The sequence below is a fragment of the Butyrivibrio sp. LB2008 genome, from assembly GCF_000621565.1.
Classification (GTDB): domain Bacteria; phylum Bacillota; class Clostridia; order Lachnospirales; family Lachnospiraceae; genus Butyrivibrio.
The window spans coordinates 1-22,894 of sequence record NZ_JHXZ01000026.1; the positions used below are offsets into that span (position 1 = coordinate 1).

Consider the following 22,894-nt stretch of genomic DNA (forward strand, 5'->3'; position numbering starts at 1 on the left):
GCAGAGCGTGAGGAGCGTGAAAGACTTCAGCGTGAGCAGGCAGAGCGAGAAGAGCGTGAGAGACAGCAGCGTGAGCAGGCAGAGCGTGAGGAGCGCGAAAGACAGCAGCGTGAGCAGGCAGAGCGGGAAGAACGCGAAAGACAGCAGCGCGAGCAGATGAAACGCGAAGAACGCGAAAGAATCCTTCGTGAGCAGGAAGAACAGGCAGAGCGCGAGAAAGCAGAACGTGAGAGACTTCAGCGCGAACAGAAAGAACGCGAAGAAGAACTCAGCGAGGAAGAAGAGCTTGAAAGAGAACGCCGCGAACAGGAAGAGCGTGAAAGAAGAATCATCGAAGAGGAAGAAAAAGTCTTCGCTGAAGAAAGAAGACGCTTTGAACAGGAAGAAGAGGAAGCCAGAGCTCGTCGTGAACAGGAGCGGATGAAGAGATTCCGTGCACGTGAAGAGAAGAAGGCAATGCGTTTTGTTCCTGAGGGTATGGTTCTTCCAAGAGAGACTGAGGCAGATGCTTCCGATGGAAGAAGCGCCGAGCCCAGAATGAAGATGCCTGAATATAACGGCACAATTTCTTTAAACAGAAATAACAGAGAGAATATTAAAGAACAGGCTGCTGGTTCAAAGACTGATTTTGACTTTGATTTTAGTTCCGGAGATGACTTTGATATCTAATGAAATACTGATTTAATCATTTAATATGCAGGAAACGCTTTTGCGGGCGTTTCCTGCACTAACTTAACGAGAAAGGCAGATTGATGAATACAGAAAAATTATCCGCTTATGAGATTGTTGAAAAGAGACATATAGACGATCTTAATTCAGATAGCTATTTAATGAGACACAAGAAAACAGGCGCAAGGGTTGCTATTCTTTCAAATGATGACGAGAATAAGGTATTTGCCATTGGATTCAGAACACCGCCAAAGGATTCAACAGGAGTTGCTCATATCATTGAACATACCGTGCTTTGCGGATCTGACAAATATCCTATTAAAGATCCTTTTGTAGAACTTGTAAAAGGTTCGCTTAATACTTTTTTAAATGCAATGACTTTTCCCGATAAGACCGTTTATCCGCTTGCAAGCTGTAACGATGCTGATTTTCAGAATCTTATGGATGTATATCTGGATGCGGTTTTTTATCCCAATATTTATAAAACAGACAAGATTTTCAGTCAGGAAGGCTGGCATTATGAGATGGAGAATGCCGACTCCGATCTTACAATAAACGGAGTCGTTTACAATGAAATGAAGGGTGCATTTTCATCTGCGGATGATGTGCTTTCAAGAGAGATACAGAGTTCTCTTTACCCTGATACAACTTACGGAATTGAGTCGGGCGGAGATCCGGATGTTATTCCCGAGCTTACTTACGAAGATTATCTTGATTTTCACAGAAAGTATTATCATCCTTCAAACAGCTATATCTACCTTTACGGTAATCTCGATATCGCTGAAAAGCTTGATTACATCGACAAGAACTATCTTTCGAGATTTGACCGCCTCGATGTGGATTCTAAGATTGAGAGGCAGGAAGCATTCAAGGAGCCCAAGGAGATTGTTAAGCCCTATTCCGTGCTCGCAGAAGATAAGATCGACAAGAATACTTATCTGTCATATAACTGCAGCGTAGGTTCGACTTTGGACAAAAAGCTTTATATCGCTTTTGATATTTTGGATTATGCGCTTTGTTCGGCACCCGGAGCACCAATCAAGAAGGCGCTCATCGATAAAGGAATCGGACAGGATGTGTACAGTGAGTATGATAACGGAATACAGCAGCCTGTATTTTCCATTATTGCAAAGAATGCCGATGCATCGCAGAAAGAAGAGTTTGTAGAGACAATAAGAAGCGTGCTTAAAGAGCAGGCTGCAAACGGAATTGATAAGAAAGCTCTTTTGGCAGGACTTAATTATGATGAGTTTAAGTACAGAGAGGCTGATTTCGGACGTTATCCAAAGGGCCTTCTGTACGGACTTCAGGTATTTGACAGCTGGCTCTATGACGATAACAGCCCGTGGATAAATGTTGAAGCAAACGAGACTTTTGCCGAGCTTAAGAAAGAAGTCCCGGGAAGATATTTTGAGGAACTTATTGAAAAATATCTTTTGAATAACCCACACAGGACGGTTGTTATGCTTGAGCCCACACCCGGTCTTACGGAAAAGAAGGATGAGGAACTTAAAAAGAAACTTGCGGATTACAAAGCGTCTCTTTCAAAAGAAGAGATTGAGAAGATCGTGAAGTATACTGCAGATCTTAAAGAATATCAGGATACTCCCGACACACCAGAGGATCTTAGGAAGATTCCAATGCTTGAACTTAAGGACCTTAAAAAGGAGTCCGAGAAGTTTATATATGATAAGAGAACAGAGAACGGTGTTGATATTCTTTTCCATGATGTATTTACAAACGGAATTGTTTATCTGACATTTGTTTTTGATCTTAAGAATCTGGATGCGGAGCTTGTTCCGTATGTATCCGTTCTTAAAAAAGTCATTGGAATGATGGATACTGAGAACTACAGTTACGGAGATCTTTTCAATGAAGTAAACATTAAGACAGGCGGAATTACCGGATCAATCAGTACATATACAAATTCGGATGATGTAAGCAAGTTTACAACGACGCTTGAAGTCAGCGTGAAGGTACTTCATGAGAATCTTCATTATGCATTTGATCTTGTGAAAGAGATACTTACAAAGACTAAACTTGACGATATCAAGAGGCTTAAAGAGATATTGGAGGAACAGTATGCAAGGCTTCAGTCGGATCTTGCTTCTGCGGGACATCAGACAAGTGCTGTAAGAGCAATGTCATATGTTTCTCCTGCGGCAGCTATCTCCGACAGAACAAGCGGAATCGGTTATTTCAGACATCTTGAAGAGCTTCTTTCCAAGATTGATACTCCTGAAGGGGAAAAAGAGATAACAGGCACACTTAAATCTCTTTGCAATGCTATATTCAGGGCAGAAAATCTGCTTGTCGATGTTACATGCACCGATAAGGAGTATGAAGGAATTGCCGATGAAAGTAAGGCATTTTCCGATTCTCTTTTTACAGATGAATATGATAAAAATAAATTTGAGGTTAAGACTTGCAGACGCAATGAGGCATTTAAGACGGCCGGACAGGTTCAGTATGTTTGCCGCGCAGGAAACTTTGCATCAAAGGGACTTAGTTACAGCGGTGCACTTCGCGTATTGAAAGTAATGATGGGATATGACTATCTGTGGAAGAATATCAGAGTGATAGGCGGAGCATACGGATGCATGAGCAGCTATGCAAAGAATGGAGACTCGGCTTTTGTGACTTACAGAGATCCCAATCTTAAGAACAGTATAGATGTTTTTGAAAAAGCATCCGAATATCTCAGAAACTTTGATGAGGATGAGCGAGTTATTCTTAAGTACATAATCGGAGCGATCTCTGATCTCGATACACCGAAAACTCCTTCGGCAAAGGGAACTTATGGCCTTTCGGCTTATCTTTGCAATTCGAAGATGGAAAAAATCCAGCGAAGCAGGGACGAACTTCTTGGAACAACAAAAGAGACCATAAGGGGACTTAGCAAGTATGTTGATGCATTTATGGAAGATGATTGCCTTTGCGTTATAGGAAGTTCGGAAAAGATTGACTCGGAAAAAGATCTGTTTGATAATATAGAGCAACTTGTTAATAAATGATTTATGTGCATGAGCACACATGGGTAAAAAATATGAGAAAAAATGTAGTTAAAAAGAAGTTATGTGTTGTTTTTACATGTGTGACTTTATTGATTGTTGCTGCTGTAGGTTGTGGTGGTGCATCGGACACTTCGTCTGCGGAAACTGCTGAATATGCTGTTCCTCAGGCTGTCGGCGGGAAAGCTTTATCTAAATCGGCCGATCTTAATGTTGCCGAAGATGCAGATAATATGAGTGAAGCGGCTGTTGAGGGTGAGGCCGGAGGCGGTGAAGCACCTTCTGAAAATGCGGAACCTGTTACCGATACTTCGCGTAAGCTTATAACAACTATGCGAATCGGAGCCGAGACGGAGAATTTTGATGATGCAATTTCCACTATCGAAGCGAAGGTTGGTGAGCTTGGCGGTTATATCGAGTCGAGTGATGTATATAACGGAAGCAATAGTAACAAGAACCATAGTAGTTCAAACAGAAGAGCAAGTTTTGTGATAAGAATTCCTGCCGATAATCTCGGCGGTTTCGTTGATAGCTTGAGCGATGCTTACAATATCACAAATAAGACAACGAGTGTAGAAGATGTGACACTTCAGTATGTTGATATTGAAAGTAAGAAGAAAGCTCTTTTGACAGAGGAAGAGAGTCTTCTAAGTATCCTTGAATCTGCAGAGACGGTTGAAGATATCATCACTGTTCAGGATAGGCTTTCGCAGGTGAGATACGAGCTTGAGAACATGGAATCTCAGTTAAGGGCTTATGACAATCAGGTTGATTACAGTACTGTATATCTTGATCTTGATGAGGTCGCAAAATATACACCTGTTGAAGAAAAGGGTGCATTTGCGCGTATGGGTGAAGGTTTTGTAGAGAGCCTTAAATCTGTATGCAATGGAATAAAGGAATTCATTATTTGGTTTGTAATTCATATTCCTCAGCTTCTTTTCCTGGCAATATTTGTTGCCGTTATCTGGATCTCTTGCAAGAAGATAAAGGAAAAGAAAGCTTCGGGCGTTACGAATAATGCCGGAATTAAATCAGAAGCAAAAGAAGAGAAGACTACTTTAGAAAAAACAGAAGGTAAAGATGGAAAATAATTTTAAAACAGGTTATATAGCGCTTATAGGACGGCCCAATGTCGGGAAGTCGACGCTCATGAACCAGATGATAGGTCAGAAGATCGCGATAACTTCATGCAAGCCTCAGACGACCAGAAATAAGATAATGACTGTGTATACGGACGAGCAGTGCCAGATGATCTTTTTGGATACGCCGGGTATTCACGAGACCAAGAATAAACTCGGAGAGTACATGACTAAGCTTGCCAAGAATACTCTTACAGAGGTCGATATCGTTATGTGGCTTGTTGAGCCGAGTACTTTTATCGGTGCGGGTGAGAAGTCTATAATCGAGGATCTTAAGGCATGCAGGAAGCCGGTTATACTTGTAATAAATAAGATCGATACGGTTTCTGAAGATAATCTCGACAGATTTGAAGAAGCTTACAGAAAAGAGATGGATTTTGCGGCTGTAGTCAAAGTTGCCGCATTGAAGCGAAAGAATATAGACGGTGTGATGAATACTATCAGAGAGTTTCTTCCGGTAGGTCCGCCTTTTTATGATGAGGATACTCTTACAGATCAGCCTGAGAGACAGATTGTTGCCGAGATTATCAGAGAGAAAGCGCTTCGTCTTATGAAAGATGAAGTGCCTCACGGAATCGCCGTTACGATTGAGAGAATGAGAGAGCGTGAGGATAAGGATCTTATGGATATTGAGGCTACGATCATCTGTGAGAGAGATTCACACAAAGGTATCGTTATCGGAAAAGGCGGAGCGATGCTAAAGAAGATCGGTTCCACAGCCAGAAAAGATATTGAAGAACTTGTCGGTGTTAAAGTAAATCTTCAGTTGTGGGTTAAAGTCAGAAAAGACTGGAGAGATGACAAAACGCAACTTAAGAGCTTCGGATATGATGTCAGAGGCATCAACTGAGAAATGGTAATTATTTATGGAAGAATTGGTGAGTGTAAAAGGCATGGTCATAAAGCATTCTCCTGTCGGGGATTATGACTGGGTGGCCACTGTTTTTACCGCGGACAGAGGCAAGATAACAGCTTTTGCAAGAAATGCGAGAAAGCCGGGAAGCAAACTGGCGGGAAGTGTTGAGCCTTTTTGTTTCGGGACATTCAAACTCTTTGCGGGAAGAAGTTCCTATACTATTGTCGAAGCTGACATTGAGAATTATTTTGAAGGATTCAGACAAGATTTGGAAGGTGCCTGCTACGGCACCTTTTTCCTTGAGATAGCTTCTTTCTATACAAGAGAGAATAATGAGGATAAAGAGCTTTTGAATCTTTTATATATTTCGCTCAGGGCTCTTTTAAATGAAAAATTACAGAACAGGCTTGTGAAATGTATATTTGAGATCAGGGCTCTTTGCATAGAGGGAGAGTATCCTGGAATTCCCGACAGGGGGAATTTTCTTGAGTCTACAGTATATGCTATGAATTATATAGCGACATGTCCTCTTCAAAAGCTTTATTCTTTCGAGGTTTCGGAAGATGTGCTTCTTCAGATTGAGGATATTGCTGCGGTTTACAGAAAGAGATTCATTGATAAAACTCTCAAAAGCTTGGAAATGCTGGAGAGTTTATATAATGTCCGTTAGTATTGAAAAAAAAATGCTATTTGGATATAATATCTTTTGTTTGCTAGGAAAACAGTTTAATTTATAGAAAAGGAGGGCATCAGCACAACTATGCAGGTTAATACATTTCGACTTAATAAAATGATGAAGAAGATAGCCGTTGTTTTCATAACTGCAACTATTTTCGTTGTGCTCGCAGGATGCGGAGAAGAAAAGCAGGACGTAACTTCAATTAAGATTGACAGAAGAGGGAAGATCACAAACGTGATTTATGAAGATTTTCCTGAAGATGAGTATAGTCTTGATGAATTTGAGTCTATTACAACTTCCAGAGTTGAGGCGTTCAATAATGAGAGCCTTGCAGAAAAAATTACTATCGACACAATTGAGGAAGAGGATTCCAAGATCAAGGTGGTCATGAAATATGACAGCCCCAGTGATTATAAGAAATTCAACAATACGGTTCTTTTTTACGGAACGGTAAAAGAAGCTGAAGAAGCGGGGTATACACTTACAGATAAGCTGGTTGACCGCGAGGGAAATGCTTCCGATAAAGATCTTTTGAAAAAGTACAAGAATAAGCATGTTATTATTATAGAAGAAAAGACGGATATTATCGTTCCTTACAAGATCGACTATATATCCAGAGGCGCTACTTTCACAAGCAAAAGGGAAGCTGATCTTTCGGGTTGCAGAACTCAGCTCGTACAGCTTCTTCTTTCAAAATAAAAATTTTCGCAGGAATGGAGACAGACAATGGAAAACAGTGCAAAGACAATGGAAAAAATAATAGCTCTTGCAAAGGGAAGAGGCTTTGTACATCCCGGAAGTGAGATTTACGGTGGACTTGCAAACACTTGGGATTACGGTATTTTAGGTGTTGAGCTTAAGAACAACATCAAAAAAGCCTGGTGGCAGAAGTTTGTTCAGGAAAGCCCTACCAACGTAGGCGTTGACTGTGCCATTCTTATGAATCCCCAGACATGGGTTGCTTCCGGACATATCGGAAGTTTCTCCGATCCTCTTATGGATTGTAAAGAATGTCATGAGAGATTCAGAGCAGACAAGATCATAGAAGATTATGCCGCAGAGAACGGAATCACTCTTGAGTCAAGCGTTGATGGATGGACTCAGGAGCAGATGAAGGCATATATTGAGGAAAACAATATTCCCTGCCCTTCATGCGGTAAGCATAACTTTACAGATATCAGACAGTTTAACCTTATGTTCAAGACTTTCCAGGGTGTAACCGAGGATGCTAAGAATACAGTATACCTTCGTCCCGAGACAGCACAGGGTATTTTCGTAAACTTCAAAAATGTTCAGAGAACTTCACGCAAGAAGATTCCTTTCGGTATCTGCCAGGTTGGTAAGTCATTCAGAAATGAGATCACACCCGGTAACTTCATTTTCCGTGTAAGAGAGTTCGAGCAGATGGAGATGGAGTTCTTCTGTGAACCTGATACAGACCTTGAATGGTTTGCATATTGGAAACAGTATTGTATCGATTTCCTTAAGAAACTCGGAATGAAAGAGGATGAGATGAGAGTAAGAGATCACGATCCTGAAGAGCTTTCATTCTATTCTAAGGCTACAACCGATATTGAGTTCCTCTTCCCGTTCGGATGGGGCGAGCTTTGGGGAATCGCAGACAGAACAGACTACGATCTCACACAGCACCAGACAGTGTCAGGCGAGGATATGACATACTTCGATGATGAGAAGAGAGTAAAATATCTTCCTTTTGTTATCGAGCCTTCTCTCGGTGTTGAGAGATTGTTCCTTGCTATGCTTTGCGGAGCATATGATGAAGAGGAAATCGGAGAGGGCGATGTAAGAACAGTTCTTCATTTCCATCCCGCACTTGCTCCTGTTAAGATCGGTATCCTTCCTCTTTCAAAGAAGCTCAATGAAGGTGCTGAGAAGATTTATGCTACTCTTTCAAAGAAGTACAACTGTGAGTTTGACGATCGCGGAAACATTGGTAAGAGATACCGCAGACAGGATGAGATCGGAACTCCTTTCTGCATTACATATGACTTTGATTCTGAGACAGACGGTAAGGTTACAGTAAGATTCAGAGACAGCATGGAGCAGGAACGTGTTGCAATCGATGAGCTTGAAGCATATTTTGCCGATAAGTTCACATTATAAGACTTTGCTGATAGAAGGAGCACTAGTATTATGAGACAATTTACAGCCAATGAACTGCGTAAGACTTGGAAGCAGTTCTATATAGATCGCGGTCACGTTGATGTCGGAGCAGTTTCTCTTGTATCCGACGGTTCTACAGGTGTTATGTTTAACGTTGCCGGAATGCAGCCTCTTATGCCTTATCTTCTTGGCAAGAAGCATCCGCTCGGAACAAGGCTTTGTAACGTTCAGGGATGTGTCAGAACAAATGACATCGATTCCGTAGGAGATAAGAGCCACGTTACATTCTTTGAGATGATGGGAAGCTGGAGCCTTGGAGATTACTTTAAGGAAGAGCGTTGCAAGTGGAGCTATGAGCTTCTTACCGAAGTTTTTGGTTTTGATGCAGATCATCTTGCTGCAACTGTTTTTGCAGGCGATGAGAATGCGCCCAGAGACGAGGAAGGTGCTCAGTATCGTATAGCTTCAGGTTTTAAGAAAGAAAATATTTATTATCTTCCTGCTGAAGACAACTGGTGGGGACTTGAATACGGTCCTTGCGGTCCTGACAGTGAGATGTTCTATATTGCAGATAAGCCGGATTGCGGCCCTGATTGTGGCCCCGGATGCGACTGCGGCAAGTATACAGAGCTTGGTAATGACGTATTTATGCAGTATGAGAAGCATAAGGACGGTTCACTTACACCTCTTAAGCAGAAGAATGTTGATACAGGATGGGGACTTGAGAGAATCCTTGCTTTCCTTAACGGTTCTAAGGATGTATATCAGGTTGACGTATTTACTCCTGTTATCGGTTATATTGAGAAAAATGCCGGTGTTAAGTACAATGCGGATGAGAAGACAACAAAGTCTATGAGAATTCTTGCGGATCACATCCGTACATCCGTTATGCTTATCGGAGATGAAGCTAAGCTTCTTCCTTCAAACACAGGTGCCGGATATATTCTCAGAAGACTTATCCGTCGTGCCGTAAGACATGCAAGAGCACTTAATCTTGACAAGGATAAGATCATCGAGATGGCTTCAATCTATATCGATAAGGTATATAACGAGAGCTATCCAAATCTTGTTAAGAATCGTGAGTTCGTTCTTACAGAGCTTTCAAGAGAAATCGTCAGATTTGAGAGCACTCTTGAGAATGGTCTTAAAGAGTTTAATAAGATCCTTGAGAAGACTAAGAGCGAAGGCAAGAAAGAAATTGACGGAAGAAATGCTTTCTTCCTCTATGATACATATGGTTTCCCTGTAGAGCTTACAATCGAGCTTGCGGGTGAAGAGGGACTTCTTGTTGATGAAAAGGGATTTGCGGCTGCAATGGAAGAGCAGAAGCAAAAGGCTAGAGATAACCAGAACTTCTCAGCAAATCTTTCTACAAATGAAGGCGTATTTGATGCACTTGATGCATCTGTTCAGTCTGAATTTGTAGGATATACAGATATAGAGGCAAAAGGCAAAATCGTTGCCATTGCCAATGAGACAAAGCTTGTTGATGGTGCTAAAGAAGGTGATAACGTAACTGTTATTACCGATAAGACACCTTTCTACGGCACAATGGGTGGACAGGTTGGCGATATCGGTGTTATCGAGGGCTCTAAGGGCACTAAGATTGAAGTTACCGAGACAATTCATGTTGCCGGCGGAAGAATTGCCCACGTAGGTAAAGTTGTATCCGGAAGCATCAAGAAGGGTGATAAGGTTACTCTTTTGGTTGATGCTGAGAACAGAGCTAAGACATGCAGAAACCACTCTGCTACACACCTTCTTCAGAAGGCTCTCAGAGTTGTTTTGGGAGAACATGTTGAACAGGCAGGTTCATATCAGGATCCTGACAAGACAAGATTTGACTTCAGTCATCATCAGGCTATGACAGCTGAAGAAATCAAGAAGGTCGAAGATCTTGTAAATGCCAAGATTGCAGAGGATCTTACCGTAACTACAAAGGAAATGTCTATGGAAGATGCTAAGAAGACAGGCGCTATGGCATTGTTCGGAGAAAAGTACGGCGATGTTGTACGTGTTGTTGAGATGGGCGATTTCTCTGTAGAACTTTGTGGTGGTACACATGTATCAAATACCGGAAAGATAGGTCTTTTCAAGATCGTATCTGAAAGCGGTGTTGCTGCAGGTGTAAGGCGAATTGAGGCTCTTACAGGTTCAAATGCAAGAGAATATTATATCAACGCCGAAAGTACTCTTAATGAGGCTGCAAAGCTTCTTAAAACCAATTCTGAAGGCATTTCGGCACATATTAAGAAACTTCAGGATGAACTTAAGGCTCTCAGAAGCGAAAATGAATCTCTTAAGAGTAAAGAGGCACAGGCTGCTCTCGGAGACGTAACAGATAAGGTGAAGAAGATCAAAGATGTTAATTTCCTTGCTGTATCTGTGAAGAATGTTGATATGAACGGACTTCGTGACCTTGGTGATCAGATGAAGACCAAGCTTGGCGGAGGAGTGATACTTCTTGTTTCTGAGAATGACGGAAAAGTTAATCTTGTAGCAATGGCTACAGATGATGCTATGGCCAAGGGAGCCCATGCAGGTAATCTTATAAAGGCTGTCGCACCTATCGTAGGCGGAGGCGGCGGTGGACGCCCTAATATGGCTCAGGCAGGCGGAAAGAATCCTGTTGGTATTCCTGATGCGTTACAGGAAGCTGAGAAGATTTTGAGCGAACAGATTAAATAATTTAGTCAGATAATTTCTTTGTCGAGGTAACTGATTAGGTTACCTCGATTATTTTTGTGAAAAATGTTCATCTATCAAAAATTAAAAAATAGTTAAAAATATTTCTGATACATTAATGAGAATGTAAATTTTTCGAAAACGATTAAGGGCCGACAGTTAAGCGGATTAAAACCCTTCAGGCTATAAAAACAATGTGAAACATAGTGACTGTGGGTATTGACAATGTTTCATAAAATGTGATATAAAAATTAAGTCATGTAAAGTTTATGAGTTGATTTTTAAAGACGGGGGACGTTTTATATTACTAGTTTTATTATTACTTAATTAGGTTGACTGAAAGATTTGCAGGACGTTATGAGCAGAGGAGATAGTATATATATGCAGTGGGTAGAGAAGTGCAGATTTGTCGTTTCTCTGGTTGGCATGAAAGTGATGATGTTGTTAATTGTTGTTTTCATGACATTTGCAGGGTTAAGTGTTACAGCATCTGCGCAAAATGATATTTCGTCAGAAGGAATATACCGAATAATAAATAATCCCAATAATCCCAGCGCTCAATCGAGTGAACCGGAAGTTGTTGATACGGATAAGGAGAAAGGGGCTCTTTCATCTGTTGCGGGATTTGTGGCCGGCGTGGCCGTTTTTCTGGTGGCGGTATCAGTTCTTGGAACAATTGCATTACAAAATGAAAAAAATGTATACTATAAGCATTCTGATTCAGAATTTGATGATGATGAAGATGAAGAAAGAGATGCCGTGTGAGCGGTGTCTTTTTTTGTTTGAATATTTATGCATATTTATTAAATAATCATAAAATAGGTATTAAATTAGTGGAATTGTATTTATAATTGTCGTTTTAATGATATAATTTATTGCGTATAATAGAATAATGGTTAAGCAGTTTGTTTTTTTAAGTAATTAGAAAAATAATTTTGTGTATTTCGCTTATGGTTAATGGTGTCTGTGAAAGGAGATCAAATGGATACTGAAAAGGTTGAGCACAAGCAAAGACTTCTTATCAATGTCATTATTATTGCTGTTTCGGTTATAACTGTAGTTGCAGTTATATTGACCACAATGGCTGCAGTTAATGTTAAGAGTGTTTATCACGATCTTATTCTTGAAGAGCTTAAGGCTACTACGGAACATCTTGCCGATGAAGCAGCTGCGTTAAATGATAACAGTGATTGGGGACTTGTTGACGGAGACCTTCTAAAAGGAGAAGAGTCTGTTTCGGGTGAACTTGGCGGAATAATTGACAATTTACATGCCAAGACCGGAGTTGATTATACGATCTTTTTTGGCGATACACGAATTCTTACAACAATTTATAAAAAAGGCACACAAGATAGGCTTGTCGGGACAAAGGCATCAGATGCGGTTATTAAGGCGGTTCTAAGCGGAAAGGGTGATTTTTCTTCTGATTCGCTTGTGATTGAAGGGATGCCTTATTACGGATATTATTGTCCTTTATTTAATTCGGACGGAAGTGTTGCTGCAATGGCTTTCTCGGGAAGACAGTCGGCGGATGTCCAAGGACATGTTAGCAAGATTATTGCTACTATGGTAGTTACGGCGGTGGTCATTGTTCTGATAATCGCAGCAGTGGGTGCTACACTTGCACTTAAGATATCTGCAGAGATGCAAACTATTGCTCAATTTATTGATGAAGTTGCAAACGGATCGCTCAACTGCGAATTTGATACCGGTATTATCAGAAATAAGAATGAAATCGGCGCTATTGCCGAGAGTACAGCACTTCTTAGCAGAAAACTTGATGAGGTGCTCGGTAAGACAAAAGAAATGTCAAAGGATTTAAATAAATCAGGACTTGAACTTGCCGATTCGGTATCGCAAGCAACTTCGGCATCTTCGCAGGTTACGGATGCCATCGGTGAAGTAAGTAAGGGCGCTGTTTCACAGGCTGAAAGTGTTCAGAATGCTGCAGCAAGTACAGATTCAATCGGAACAAATATAGATATTATCTCTGAAAATATTTCTACTCTGGATGAAGCTGCAAGCCAGATGAAAAAGAGTTGTGACAAGGCGACGGATGCTCTTGTTGAGATAGTAACTCAGAATGCAGCGGTTGCTGAGGCTGTTACGGAGATTGGAACAACAATTACTGCGACAAACAGCAGTGCAAATGAGATTGCAAAATTCTCGGATGCGATAAATGAAATTGCTTCCCAGACAAATCTTCTTTCGCTCAATGCTTCAATTGAAGCTGCAAGGGCGGGTGAAGCCGGTAAGGGATTCGCGGTAGTTGCGGATGAGATAAGACAGCTTGCCGATGAGTCAAAGAGCAGTGCCGATGAGATCAAGGCAATTGTTGAGAAACTTCTTGAGGACGCGCAGGCTTCCGTAAAAGTTATGGATTCACTCAATTCGAGTATTGCACTTCAGGGAGAGAGTATTGCGTCTACTCAGAATGATATGAATGAGATGTCTCATAATGTAAGCGTTGTTACGGATAATACAGAGAACATTTCCAAAATGATCGATAATCTGAATGATGCCAAGATTGCTCTTGTGGAGATAGTGCAGGATCTTTCGGCAATATCCGAAGAAAATGCGGCTTCTTCAGAGGAAACAAATGCATCAATGCAGGAGCTTAATGCAACATTCTCTATCATTGATGAAGCAGCCAGAAAACTTCAGGTCCTTGCTACGGATCTTGAAGGCACCATAAGCTACTTTAAATAAACTTTTTGTCTGCCGGAAAAGGGGACTGCCGATCAAGCAGTCTCTTTTTCTGTTATTGATAAAAATCGACTGCATATTTATAATGGTGGATAATTGGTTAAAAAATAAGCGGAAAAGGGCTTTTTATGAAAAAGAAGATCAGAACCTTAGCGATAATAATCTGTATTGCGGTAATCATAATTGAGATTGTCGGAATTATTAAAGATAAGAGTGATCTGGCTGCTGCAACGGTTGAATATGAAAGTATCCGAAAAGAATATGCATTATCCGCGGCCGGCAATGCCGTAAGCGAGGGAGACGATGGTTATCCCGAAATGGAAATTGATTTTGACAAGCTTAGAGAGAAAAATTCCGATGTCACTGCGTGGATATATATTCCGTGCCTTGAAATAAGCTATCCAGTGGTAAAAGAAAATGAGATAGATGAATATCTTCATAAAACTTTTGACGGGAAAATGAATAACTCCGGGTGCCTTTTTGAAGATGTGCTAAGCGATGAGAATTTCTGCGGTATGCACGATATGATATTCGGGCATAATATGAAAGACGGATCTATGTTTGGAAGTTTAAAAAAGATTCATTCATCGGAGAATGGGAAAATACTTGAAGATAATCCCTATGTTTACATTAACACTGGAGATACGATTTACAGATACGAAGCATTTGCTTATGAGATAACGACAGCGGGGAGCGGCGCTTACAGCGAAGTTAAGGACAATGATGAGTATGATGCTTTTATTGCATATGTGCTCTCAAACGATCAGTGGGATAATGATAAGAAATATAATTTTGAATCCAGACCTTCGATCCTTACTCTTTCAACATGCAGTGGTTTTGCAGGCGGGAACAGGAGATTTGTCATTCATACTTACAAAGAGAGCGAAAAGAAAATACGATAGAAAAACATGTTGTATGCGAATTAGTGCTTGACGTTAATTGTTTTTGTGCTATAATATTCATGTTATGTGAGCTTTAATGGGCTCAAAACATAATAAATAACCCAATCAGTCATGTGCTTGAAGGGACTGAAGGGAGGGTAAGAGTAGAGATGTCAACTGTAGTAGTAAAAGAAAACGAGACTTTGGATAGCGCATTGCGTCGCTTTAAGAGAAGTTGTGCGAAGGCTGGAATCCAGCAGGAAATTCGTAAGAGAGAACACTACGAGAAGCCTAGCGTTAGACGCAAGAAAAAGTCTGAAGCTGCAAGAAAGCGCAAATATAACTAAATTAAATGTAAAAAAATCCTTGGGATATCCAGGGATTTTTTTTTACCCATAAAAACTCTTATTTTCTGCTATAATGTATTTTGATGGTTTTTTATCGGGTAAAAACGAATTTGAGAGTATTTGTATATGATATTTTTTTATTGTGCAGTGGCAGTAATTTTGTTTATAATAATCTGCGTTGTTGTAATCTATCATGACACGCATAATTTTGTTGTCAGGAACTATGAACTTGAATCGGACAAGATAAAAGGGGCTCATACCTTTGTCCTGATATCCGATCTTCATGGGTATTCATTTGGCAAAAACAATGAGAAACTCGTGGATGCGATAGATGACATAAAGCCGGATGCGGTCCTTTGCGCGGGAGATCTTTTTACTGCGGAGAAGAACAACAAACCTATAAAGTATGAACCCGGATTTGAGCTTGCAAGGAATCTGGCCAAGAAGTATCCGTTTTATTATGCGAACGGAAATCATGAGTACAGACTCAAGATATGGACTTCCGCTTACGGAAATTTTTATGACAGATATAAGAGCAGGCTTAAGAAGGCCGGTGTTACGTTTTTAGAGAATGAGTCGGTAAAGATAGAAGACAGCAATATCAGAATAACCGGTCTTGACCTTAACATGGACTATTATCGCAAGATGGTGAAAAGGAAGATGGAACCGGGATTTCTTAAAAGAACTCTCGGTGACAGCTCAAAAAAAGAATTTCAGATTCTTATAGCTCACAATCCCCAGTATTTTGATGAATATGCTAATTGGGGAGCGGATCTTACGGTATCGGGGCATGTGCACGGAGGGATAGTGAGAATTCCCGGATTTAAAGGCGTCATATCACCTTCGATAGCTCTTTTTCCCAAATATGACGGCGGACATTTTGAGAAAGACAATAAGCATCTCATTCTGAGCAGAGGACTTGGAACGCATACAATACAAGTGAGGATGTTTAATCCTTGCGAGATAGATGTTATAAGAATATATGAGGCGAAATAATGTCACTTGAGATTAAGCTGCAGGTCTTTGAAGGTCCTCTCGATCTTCTTATGCACCTGATTGATAAAAACAAAATAGATATTTATGACATTCCTATTGTTACAATCACAGAGCAGTATATGGAATATATAAATGCGATGCAGAGAGATGATATGGAAGTTACAAGTGAATTTCTTGTAATGGCTGCAACGCTCATAGATATCAAGTGCAAGATGCTTCTGCCCAAGGAAGTCAATGAAGACGGAGAAGAAGAGGATCCAAGAGCCGAACTTGTCGAGAAACTTCTCGAGTATAAGATGTACAAGTTTATGGCGGATGAGCTCAAAGACAGGCAGCAGGAAGCGGATCTTCAGTGGTACAGGACAAGGAATATTCCCAAAGAAGTTCGTGAGTACGAGGCACCCATTGACTTTTCGGATCTTATAGGCGATGCGACGCTATCCAAGCTTAATTCGATTTTTCAGGAACTGTTAAAGAGACAGGAAGACAAGGTCGATCCCATCAGAAGCAGATTCGGAAATATCGAGAAAGAAGAGATCGATATGGATGCCAAGACTCTTTATATCAGGGCATACATTAGAGAACATCAGAGATTCAGTTTCAGGCAGCTCCTTGAGAAACAACACAGTAAGACAGAAATAATAGTGACATTCCTTGTTATGCTTGAAGAGATGAAACTTGGAGAAATAGAGATAGAGCAGGACGAGACGTTCGGCGATATAATGATCACATCAAGAAAGGCAAGTTGATACCATGACAAGTAAAGAAGGCGCAGCTATCATAGAGTCGATTCTTTTTACAATGGGAGATTCCGTTGAGATAAGTGCTTTGGCAAAAGCTATGGAAGTCAGTTCCAAGGAGGTCAAAGAGTACATTGATTATCTTAAGAATAAATATGAGAACGAGGACAGCGGCATCGGCATTATCGAGCTTGAGAATGCAGTACAGCTCTGTACCAAGAAAGAAATGTACGAGTATCTTGTAAAGATAGCAAAGACACCGAGGAAGGCTGTTTTGACGGATTCTCTTATGGAGACACTTTCAATTGTTGCTTACAAGCAGCCTATTACAAGGCTTGAAGTGGAGAAGATAAGAGGAGTAAACAGCGATCACGCCGTAAATCGTCTTGTTGAGTTCGGGCTCATTCAGGAACTTGGAAGACTTGATGCTCCGGGACGACCTCTGCTTTTTGGAACAACGGAAGAGTTTCTTAGGAGCTTTGGAGTTAAGTCACTTGAAGAGCTTCCAACCGTCGGAGCCGTGCAGGTTGAGGAGTTTAAGGCTCAGGCCGAACAGGAAGTCAATGTCAAATTGAATATCTAAGGGATTTTTGATAAAAATGTTTTGGGAAAAAGGCATAAAAAATGCTCTTTTTCCTTTTTTTTGACTTTCTTTTTTGTTATACTATATTCTGACTTAAGTTGCGTTCTTTTTCCAAAAGATTAACATAACTTAAATATATTTACGGAGGTTAAAGAAAATGAGTAGTTCTTCACAAGCGAGTCAAAGAATTATCTCTTTGCTCGACGAAAACAGTTTCGTTGAAATTGGTGCTCTTGTGACAGCCAGAAACACAGATTTCAATTTGAAACAGGAAGAAGCACCTTCAGACGGTGTTGTTACCGGATATGGTGTTATAGACGGTAATCTGGTTTATGTATACAGCCAGGATGCGTCAGTACTTGGCGGATCAGTAGGTGAGATGCATGCCAAGAAGATCGTTCGCCTGTATGATCTGGCTATTAAGACAGGATCACCTGTAATCGGGCTTATCGATTCAGCAGGTCTTCGTCTTCAGGAGGCAACAGACGCACTCAATGCATTCGGAGAGATTTATCTTAAGCAGGTGGAGGCTTCAGGTGTTGTTCCTCAGATCACAGCTATCTTCGGATCATGTGGTGGCGGACTTGCGCTTATTCCTTCAATCACTGACTTTACATTCATGGAGTCTGAGAAGGCTAAGCTTTTTGTTAATTCACCCAATGCTCTTGAGGGCAATTATAAAGAGAAGTGCGATACTTCAAGTGCTAAGTGGCAGAGCTCTGAGGTTGGCAATGTAGATGTTGTTGCCGATGAAGCTACTGTTTATGCACAGATCAGAGAACTTGTATCTCTTCTTCCTTCAAACAACGAGGATGCAGATGCATACAAGGAGTGCTCAGACGATCTTAACAGAGCATGCGAGAATCTTGACGGAGCAATCGAAGATCCCGCTGTTATTGCAGGACAGATCGCTGACAACGGTCTTTTCTTTGAGACAAAGAGAGACTATGCAAAAGAGATGGTTACCGGTTTCATAAGACTCAACGGAGCAACTGTTGGTCTTGTTGGAAACCGTACAGCTATATATGACGAGAACGGAAAAGCTTCTGAGAAGTTTGATGACAAGCTTACAGCTCACGCATGTGAGAAGGCAGCAGAGTTCGTAAACTTCTGTGATGCTTTCGATCTTCCTGTTCTTACAATTACAAATGCAACAGGATTCGGTTCATCAAAGTGCGATGAGAAGCATGTTGCAAAGGCTGCAGGAAAGCTTGTTTATGCTCTTGCAAATGCTACAGTGCCTAAGGTTAACCTTATCACAGGAAAGGCATTCGGAAGTGCATACGTTATCATGAATTCTAAGGCAATCGGTGCAGACATTACCATCAGCTGGCCTAACGCACAGATCGGTACAATGGATGCAAACCTTGCCGCTAAGATCATTTGTGATGGAAAAGATGCAGATACTGTTGCAAAGGCTGCAGCTGATTATGCACAGCTTCAGAACAATGTTAAGAGTGCTGCTGCGAGAGGATATGTGGATGAGATCATCGAAGCTGCTGACACAAGAAAGTATGTAATCGGTGCTTTTGAGATGCTTTTCACTAAGAGAGATGAGCGTCCTGCCAAGAAGCACGGTACAGTATAATGAAGGGAGCACTCAAAATGAAACGTAGATTTTTGGTTTTGGGAGTGGTGCTCAGTTGCCTTTTGTCATTAACCGCTTGTGGGGGTGAAGCTGAGAAAACAGAAAGTTACAGATACTCTCAGGATATGACAAATACCAAATTTGCAAAAGGGTACGCTGAAATAATCGAAGATAAAAGCTTTGAGCAGTGGTATATTAACGGAGTAACTCCTGAAAGTTTTGATGATGATATGTACCTTGGATTGACTTTTGCGGGAGGTGAACCGGACGAAGATTTCTATAGAACGGTTAAGTCCGGATATATCAGCTGGTATAAAGCTCTTGATGAAGTTGGATTCAATCAGGAAGATTTTGATCCGGAACAGATCAAGGTTACAAATAATGTACATTTCTACATCAACGATGATGATATTCTTGTTGTTGAAGCAGAATTGCAGATGAAAGATAGAACTGCAATACTTCAGTATTACATGGGAAATGATAATAAAATCCTTGATGTTGGTGTGACAGTTAATAAGTCATTTTCGGAGAAGCTTGCCAATGCCGGTCTTAATACACTTCTCGGTATGGGAATGGCATTTGCAATACTTATTCTCATTTCGCTTATCATCTGTCTCTTCCCTGTCCTTTTCGGAGAGAAGAAGAAGAAAAAAGTAAGCGACAAGGATATTGCGTCAAAAGCAATGGAAAACACAATCAATCAGATCGTCGAGCAGGAAGATCTCTCAGGCGATTCAGAGCTTGTTGCTGTTATCGCTGCTGCAATTGCTGCATACGAGGGAAGCGGAAGCACAGATGGATTCCGTGTTAGATCGATAAGAAAAGTAAATAATAATTGGAAAAAATTCTAATAATGACATCGGGTACACGGAGAATTTATTCTGTGTCGGATGAAAGGAGATACGATGAAAAACTATACAATAACCGTAAACGGAAACGTATATGATGTAACAGTAGAAGAAGGCGCAGGAAGCGGAGCAGCTCCTGTTGCTACAAGCGCACCCAAGGCTCCTGTAGCACCTGTTAAGAAGGCAAGTGCAGGCGCAGGTTCAATCAAGGTTGAGGCAGGTGCTGCCGGAAAAGTTCTTAAAGTTAATGCAAGTGTTGGACAGGCTGTAAAGAAGGGTGATACAGTTATCACTCTTGAGTCTATGAAGATGGAGATTCCTATGGTTGCTCCTTCAGACGGAACAGTTGCAAGTATTGATGTTGCAGCAGGCGATTCTGTAGAGGCAGGAACAGTTCTTGCAACTCTTAATTGATGAATCAGAGAAAGTATTTTATACAGAAATGAGGATAAAAAATGGATTACATAGTTAAGACATTATCTAATCTCTGGGATCAAACTGCATTTACTTCAATGTCACTCGGCAACTATGTCATGGTTGTCGTAGCATTGGTTTTCCTGTATCTTGCAATTGCCAAGGGATTTGAACCGTTACTTTTGGTTCCGATTTCGTTTGGTATGCTTCTTGTAAACATTTATCCTGCTATTATGGCTGAACCTGTCGGTGATACAGCAGGTGGATTGTTACATTATTTCTACATCCTTGACGAGTGGGCAATTCTTCCTTCTCTTATTTTCATGGGTGTAGGTGCTATGACGGATTTCGGGCCGCTTATTGCAAACCCTATAAGCTTCCTTATGGGTGCGGCTGCACAGTTTGGTATTTTCGCAGCTTACTTTATTGCTATTGCACTTGGTTTCAACGATCAGGCTGCAGCAGCTATTTCAATCATCGGTGGAGCAGATGGCCCTACTTCAATTTTCCTGGCTTCAAAGCTTCATCAGACAGCAATATTAGGACCTATCGCGGTTGCGGCATATTCTTATATGTCACTGGTTCCCATGATCCAGCCGCCTATCATGAAACTTCTTACAACTCAGAAAGAAAGAACTATCAAGATGCAGCAGCTCAGAGAAGTTACTAAGCTTGAGAAGATTCTTTTCCCTGTAGTGGTTACTGTTGTTGTAAGTATGATTCTTCCTACAACAGCTCCTCTTATCGGAATGCTGATGCTTGGAAATCTGTTCAGAGAGTCAGGCGTAGTACGTCAGCTCCAGGAGACAGCTTCAAATGCACTTATGTACATCGTTGTTATTCTTCTTGGAACATCAGTTGGTGCTACTACAAGTGCTGAGGCTTTCCTTAACTTGACAACAATTAAGATTGTTATTCTCGGACTTTGCGCATTCGCTATTGGAACTGCGGCAGGTTGCCTGCTTGGTAAGCTGTTGTGCTTTATTACGAAGGGCAAGATCAATCCGCTTATCGGCTCGGCCGGTGTATCAGCCGTTCCGATGGCAGCTCGTGTTTCACAGAAAGTTGGTGCAGAATACGATCCTTCCAACTTCCTGCTTATGCATGCAATGGGACCTAACGTTGCCGGTGTTATCGGTACAGCGGTAGTTGCAGGTACATTCATGGCAGTATTTGGAGTATAAATCACAGAAAGGGTGAAAATAGATATGGCAGATATTGAAAAGAAACCAATTCGTATCAATGAGACTGTTCTGCGTGATGCTCATCAGTCACTTATCGCAACAAGAATGCCCACAGAGGTTATGTTGCCTATCATTGATACAATGGATCAGGTTGGATATAACGCAGTAGAGTGCTGGGGCGGTGCTACATTCGACGCTTGCATGAGATTCCTTAAGGAAGATCCTTGGGAGAGACTTCGTAAGCTCAGAGCAGGATTTAAGAATACAAAGCTTCAGATGCTCCTTCGTGGACAGAACATCCTCGGATACAAGCACTATCCCGATGATGTTGTTGATTACTTCGTACAGAAGTCAATCGCAAACGGTATTGATATAATCAGAATTTTTGACTGTCTTAATGACCTCAGAAACCTTGAGGCTTCTGTTAAGGCATGTAAGAAAGAGGGCGGACACGCTCAGATCGCTCTTGCATACACACTTGGTGATGCATATACAGAAGAGTACTGGATGAATATCGCTAAGGATATCGAGTCTATGGGTGCAGATTCAATCTGTATCAAGGATATGGCAGGACTTCTTCTTCCTTATGAGGCAGAGAAGCTTGTTAAAGCTCTTAAGAGCGCTACAAAGCTTCCTATCGACCTCCATACACATTACACTTCAGGTGTTGCCAGCATGACATACATGAAGGCAGCTGAGGCCGGTGTTGATATCATCGACTGTGCAATTTCTCCTTTTGCACTCGGTACATCACAGCCTGCTACTGAAGTTATGGTAGAAGCATTTAAGGGACAGCCTTTCGAGACAGGCCTTGATCAGAAGCTTCTTGCTAAGATCGCAGATCACTTCAGACCTTACAGAGAGGAATGTCTTGCAAGCGGACTTATGGACGCTAAGGTTCTTGGTGTTAACATCAAGACTCTTATGTATCAGGTTCCCGGCGGAATGCTTTCTAACATGGTTAGTCAGCTTAAAGAGCAGAACGCAAGCGACAAGTATGATACAGTGCTTGAGGAAATCCCTCAGGTTCGTAAGGACTTCGGTGAGCCTCCGCTTGTTACACCTTCTTCACAGATCGTTGGAACACAGGCCGTTATGAACGTTCTTATGGGTGAGAGATATAAGGTTGCTACCGACCAGACCAAGGATCTCCTTGCTGGTGAGTACGGTAAGACAATCAAGCCTTTCAATCCCGAAGTTCAGAAGAAGATCATCGGAGACAGAGAAGTTATCACATGTAGACCTGCAGATAAGCTTGAGCCCGGACTTAAGAAGTTTGAAGAGGACGTTAAGCAGTGGAAGCAGCAGGATGAAGACGTACTTTCATACGCACTCTTCCCTCAGGTTGCAACAGACTTCTTTAAGTATCGTATGGCACAGCAGACATCAGTTGATGTTGCAGCTGCTGATACAAAGAACGGAGCATATCCTGTTTAATTAT

20 protein-coding genes are annotated in these 22,894 nt (G+C 41.3%); all 20 read left to right on the plus strand.

Annotated elements, in window-relative coordinates:
* A partial coding sequence (locus T356_RS21295) for a hypothetical protein (RefSeq protein ID WP_197020900.1) occupies positions 1-669 on the plus strand: 669 nt, incomplete at its 5' end.
* An 83-nt stretch (positions 670-752) separates the two neighbouring features.
* The gene (locus T356_RS0109345; protein ID WP_026514263.1) at positions 753-3,683 is read left to right on the plus strand and encodes an insulinase family protein; all 2,931 of its coding nucleotides are present in this window, start codon (positions 753-755) and stop codon (positions 3,681-3,683) included.
* Positions 3,684-3,715: 32 nt separating this feature from the next.
* Entirely contained in the window at positions 3,716-4,774 is a 1,059-nt protein-coding gene (locus tag T356_RS19000; protein ID WP_197020901.1) for a DUF4349 domain-containing protein, read from the plus strand.
* Positions 4,764-5,672, plus strand: a complete 909-nt coding sequence (gene era, locus T356_RS0109355) for a GTPase Era (RefSeq protein WP_026514264.1) — start codon at positions 4,764-4,766, stop codon at positions 5,670-5,672. The genes T356_RS19000 and era overlap by 11 nt, the downstream gene beginning before the upstream one ends.
* 16 nt (positions 5,673-5,688) lie before the next feature.
* Positions 5,689-6,348 (plus strand): DNA repair protein RecO, encoded by a 660-nt coding sequence (gene recO, locus T356_RS0109360; RefSeq protein ID WP_026514265.1) that lies wholly within the window; start codon positions 5,689-5,691, stop codon positions 6,346-6,348.
* A 90-nt stretch (positions 6,349-6,438) separates the two neighbouring features.
* Positions 6,439-7,056 carry a hypothetical protein gene (locus tag T356_RS0109365; RefSeq protein WP_026514266.1) on the plus strand — a complete coding sequence of 206 codons (618 nt, stop codon included), beginning with the start codon at positions 6,439-6,441 and terminating at the stop codon, positions 7,054-7,056.
* Between the two features lie 27 nt (positions 7,057-7,083).
* Positions 7,084-8,481 (plus strand): glycine--tRNA ligase, encoded by a 1,398-nt coding sequence (locus T356_RS0109370; RefSeq protein ID WP_026514267.1) that lies wholly within the window; start codon positions 7,084-7,086, stop codon positions 8,479-8,481.
* A 30-nt stretch (positions 8,482-8,511) separates the two neighbouring features.
* Positions 8,512-11,169 (plus strand): alanine--tRNA ligase, encoded by a 2,658-nt coding sequence (alaS, locus tag T356_RS0109375; protein ID WP_026514268.1) that lies wholly within the window; start codon positions 8,512-8,514, stop codon positions 11,167-11,169.
* Between the two features lie 378 nt (positions 11,170-11,547).
* Complete coding sequence (locus T356_RS0109380; RefSeq protein WP_026514269.1) at positions 11,548-11,931, plus strand: hypothetical protein; 384 nt, start codon at positions 11,548-11,550, stop codon at positions 11,929-11,931.
* A 216-nt stretch (positions 11,932-12,147) separates the two neighbouring features.
* Positions 12,148-13,875 carry a methyl-accepting chemotaxis protein gene (locus tag T356_RS0109385; protein WP_026514270.1) on the plus strand — a complete coding sequence of 576 codons (1,728 nt, stop codon included), beginning with the start codon at positions 12,148-12,150 and terminating at the stop codon, positions 13,873-13,875.
* 125 nt (positions 13,876-14,000) lie between these two features.
* A complete protein-coding gene (locus T356_RS19005) occupies positions 14,001-14,774 on the plus strand; it encodes a class B sortase (RefSeq protein ID WP_051563324.1) in 774 nt (257 codons plus the stop codon).
* 149 nt (positions 14,775-14,923) lie between these two features.
* Positions 14,924-15,100, plus strand: coding sequence for a 30S ribosomal protein S21 (rpsU, locus tag T356_RS0109395; protein ID WP_013280615.1), 177 nt, complete (start codon positions 14,924-14,926; stop codon positions 15,098-15,100).
* Positions 15,101-15,226: 126 nt separating this feature from the next.
* A complete protein-coding gene (locus T356_RS0109400) occupies positions 15,227-16,096 on the plus strand; it encodes a metallophosphoesterase (RefSeq protein ID WP_035780876.1) in 870 nt (289 codons plus the stop codon).
* Positions 16,096-16,845 carry a segregation and condensation protein A gene (locus T356_RS0109405; protein ID WP_026514272.1) on the plus strand — a complete coding sequence of 250 codons (750 nt, stop codon included), beginning with the start codon at positions 16,096-16,098 and terminating at the stop codon, positions 16,843-16,845. Before T356_RS0109400 ends, T356_RS0109405 begins: the two co-directional genes overlap by 1 nt.
* Before the next feature lie 4 nt (positions 16,846-16,849).
* Complete coding sequence (scpB, locus tag T356_RS0109410; RefSeq protein WP_026514273.1) at positions 16,850-17,419, plus strand: SMC-Scp complex subunit ScpB; 570 nt, start codon at positions 16,850-16,852, stop codon at positions 17,417-17,419.
* Between the two features lie 157 nt (positions 17,420-17,576).
* Positions 17,577-19,007, plus strand: a complete 1,431-nt coding sequence (locus tag T356_RS0109415; protein WP_026514274.1) for an acyl-CoA carboxylase subunit beta — start codon at positions 17,577-17,579, stop codon at positions 19,005-19,007.
* A 17-nt stretch (positions 19,008-19,024) separates the two neighbouring features.
* Positions 19,025-19,858 carry an OadG family transporter subunit gene (locus T356_RS20375; protein ID WP_197020902.1) on the plus strand — a complete coding sequence of 278 codons (834 nt, stop codon included), beginning with the start codon at positions 19,025-19,027 and terminating at the stop codon, positions 19,856-19,858.
* Between the two features lie 54 nt (positions 19,859-19,912).
* A complete protein-coding gene (locus tag T356_RS0109425; RefSeq protein ID WP_026514275.1) occupies positions 19,913-20,269 on the plus strand; it encodes a biotin/lipoyl-containing protein in 357 nt (118 codons plus the stop codon).
* 41 nt (positions 20,270-20,310) lie between these two features.
* A complete protein-coding gene (locus T356_RS0109430; protein WP_026514276.1) occupies positions 20,311-21,453 on the plus strand; it encodes a sodium ion-translocating decarboxylase subunit beta in 1,143 nt (380 codons plus the stop codon).
* Positions 21,454-21,477: 24 nt separating this feature from the next.
* Positions 21,478-22,890 (plus strand): oxaloacetate decarboxylase subunit alpha, encoded by a 1,413-nt coding sequence (locus tag T356_RS0109435; protein ID WP_026514277.1) that lies wholly within the window; start codon positions 21,478-21,480, stop codon positions 22,888-22,890.
* Positions 22,891-22,894 lie beyond the last annotated feature (4 nt).

Excerpts from the sequence above, each read along its gene's own strand:
- T356_RS0109345 (WP_026514263.1), top strand. The coding sequence starts at position 753 with ATGAATACAGAAAAATTATCCGCTTATGAGATTGTTGAAAAGAGACAT.
- T356_RS19000 (WP_197020901.1), top strand. The coding sequence starts at position 3,716 with ATGAGAAAAAATGTAGTTAAAAAGAAGTTATGTGTTGTTTTTACATGT.
- era (WP_026514264.1), top strand. The coding sequence starts at position 4,764 with ATGGAAAATAATTTTAAAACAGGTTATATAGCGCTTATAGGACGGCCC.
- recO (WP_026514265.1), top strand. The coding sequence starts at position 5,689 with ATGGAAGAATTGGTGAGTGTAAAAGGCATGGTCATAAAGCATTCTCCT.
- T356_RS0109365 (WP_026514266.1), top strand. The coding sequence starts at position 6,439 with ATGCAGGTTAATACATTTCGACTTAATAAAATGATGAAGAAGATAGCC.
- T356_RS0109370 (WP_026514267.1), top strand. The coding sequence starts at position 7,084 with ATGGAAAACAGTGCAAAGACAATGGAAAAAATAATAGCTCTTGCAAAG.
- alaS (WP_026514268.1), top strand. The coding sequence starts at position 8,512 with ATGAGACAATTTACAGCCAATGAACTGCGTAAGACTTGGAAGCAGTTC.
- T356_RS0109380 (WP_026514269.1), top strand. The coding sequence starts at position 11,548 with ATGCAGTGGGTAGAGAAGTGCAGATTTGTCGTTTCTCTGGTTGGCATG.
- T356_RS0109385 (WP_026514270.1), top strand. The coding sequence starts at position 12,148 with ATGGATACTGAAAAGGTTGAGCACAAGCAAAGACTTCTTATCAATGTC.
- T356_RS19005 (WP_051563324.1), top strand. The coding sequence starts at position 14,001 with ATGAAAAAGAAGATCAGAACCTTAGCGATAATAATCTGTATTGCGGTA.
- rpsU (WP_013280615.1), top strand. The coding sequence starts at position 14,924 with ATGTCAACTGTAGTAGTAAAAGAAAACGAGACTTTGGATAGCGCATTG.
- T356_RS0109400 (WP_035780876.1), top strand. The coding sequence starts at position 15,227 with ATGATATTTTTTTATTGTGCAGTGGCAGTAATTTTGTTTATAATAATC.
- T356_RS0109405 (WP_026514272.1), top strand. The coding sequence starts at position 16,096 with ATGTCACTTGAGATTAAGCTGCAGGTCTTTGAAGGTCCTCTCGATCTT.
- scpB (WP_026514273.1), top strand. The coding sequence starts at position 16,850 with ATGACAAGTAAAGAAGGCGCAGCTATCATAGAGTCGATTCTTTTTACA.
- T356_RS0109415 (WP_026514274.1), top strand. The coding sequence starts at position 17,577 with ATGAGTAGTTCTTCACAAGCGAGTCAAAGAATTATCTCTTTGCTCGAC.
- T356_RS20375 (WP_197020902.1), top strand. The coding sequence starts at position 19,025 with ATGAAACGTAGATTTTTGGTTTTGGGAGTGGTGCTCAGTTGCCTTTTG.
- T356_RS0109425 (WP_026514275.1), top strand. The coding sequence starts at position 19,913 with ATGAAAAACTATACAATAACCGTAAACGGAAACGTATATGATGTAACA.
- T356_RS0109430 (WP_026514276.1), top strand. The coding sequence starts at position 20,311 with ATGGATTACATAGTTAAGACATTATCTAATCTCTGGGATCAAACTGCA.
- T356_RS0109435 (WP_026514277.1), top strand. The coding sequence starts at position 21,478 with ATGGCAGATATTGAAAAGAAACCAATTCGTATCAATGAGACTGTTCTG.